Origin of the sequence: Allokutzneria sp. NRRL B-24872 (genome assembly GCF_002155965.1) — a bacterium.
Taxonomy (GTDB): domain Bacteria; phylum Actinomycetota; class Actinomycetes; order Mycobacteriales; family Pseudonocardiaceae; genus Allokutzneria.
The window spans coordinates 1-1,271 of sequence record NZ_MUMH01000226.1; the positions used below are offsets into that span (position 1 = coordinate 1).

Here is a 1,271-nt window from a genome sequence, read left to right on the forward strand (position 1 = left end):
GAGGCCGGTGAGGCCGTCCGCCGGATGCGCGAGCAAACCGTGCAGGCGGAACACCACGTTCGCGACCTGACGGGGCTCGGTCACGGGCTGCCGGTGCTGCCGGGTGACGTGGTCGACAGGGCGGGCTGGGTGCGCGCCGCGACGGCGGGGCTGGCCGCGCTCACCGATCACGCGTTGCCGAGGAACAGCCCCGGACTGCGCGGCAACGTGCTCGCGCGGACGGCCGGGGTGCAGGCGGGCATGGTCCTGGCCTATCTCGGCGGGCGGGTGCTCGGCCAGTACGACCCGTTCGGCGGGGACGGACCGGACGGCAGGCTGCTCGTGGTGGCGCCGAACGTGGTGGCGACGCAGCGGGCGCTGCGGGTGCCCGAGGACGACTTCGCGCTGTGGGTGTGCCTGCACGAGTCCACCCACCGGCTCCAGTTCACCGCCGTGCCGTGGCTGCGCGAGTACTTCGCGGCCCAGGTCGGCGAGTTGTTGTCGATCATGGACGAGTCCACGGCGACGGTGCTGACGAGGATGGCCGAAGCGCTGAAGACCGCGCGCTCGGAGAAGGGCGACAAGGACAGCGTCGGGCTGCTCGAACTGCTGCAGAGCCCGGAGCAGCGCGTGGTGCTCGACCGGCTGCTCGCGCTGTCGACGCTGCTCGAAGGGCACGCGGAGCACGTGATGGACGCGGTCGGCCCCTCGGTCGTGCCGAGCGTGGGCACGATCCGCGCGCGGTTCAGCGTGCGTCGCGGTCCGCGCGGCAACGTGGACCGGCTGCTGCGCGCGCTGCTCGGCGTGGACGCGAAGGTCAGGCAGTACGCGCAGGGCTCGGCCTTCGTCGACCACGTCGTCGGAGCAGTTGGGATGGAGCGCTTCAACACCGTGTGGACCTCGCCGGAGACGCTGCCGACGCGCGCGGAGATCGGCGACCCGGCGCGCTGGCTGAACCGGAACGCCTGACCCGTGGGCGGACCCGATCCGGCGGTAGCCGCGGTGCGCTTCGCNNCTCCGCGCTCGGCCTCATGGCCCGCGTGCTCCCCGTGCGCGTGGAAGGGCCCGGCGGACCGGAGGCGGCGGCACGGCGAGCGAGGTACGCGGCGCTGCTCGACGCGCGGCCTGACCCGGACTGCGTCGTGCTGCTCGGACACACCCTCGACGACCAGGCCGAGACGGTTCTGCTCGGCCTCGGGCGTGGCTCGGGAACGCGGTCGATCGCCGGGATGCGCGCGCTGGACCCGCCTTGGGGGCGGCCGTTGCTCGGAGTGCGCAGGGGCACCACGCGG

General features: G+C 73.8%; 1 protein-coding gene and 1 pseudogene. Both read left to right on the forward strand.

Annotated features, from left to right (window positions below; translation table 11 throughout):
• The coding region (locus CCN37_RS36365; protein WP_210408374.1) for a zinc-dependent metalloprotease at positions 1 to 948 on the forward strand (948 nt) is incomplete at its 5' end.
• A gap of 53 nt (positions 949 to 1,001) precedes the next feature.
• Positions 1,002 to 1,271: pseudogene (locus CCN37_RS36370) on the forward strand (ATP-binding protein); the annotation flags it as partial.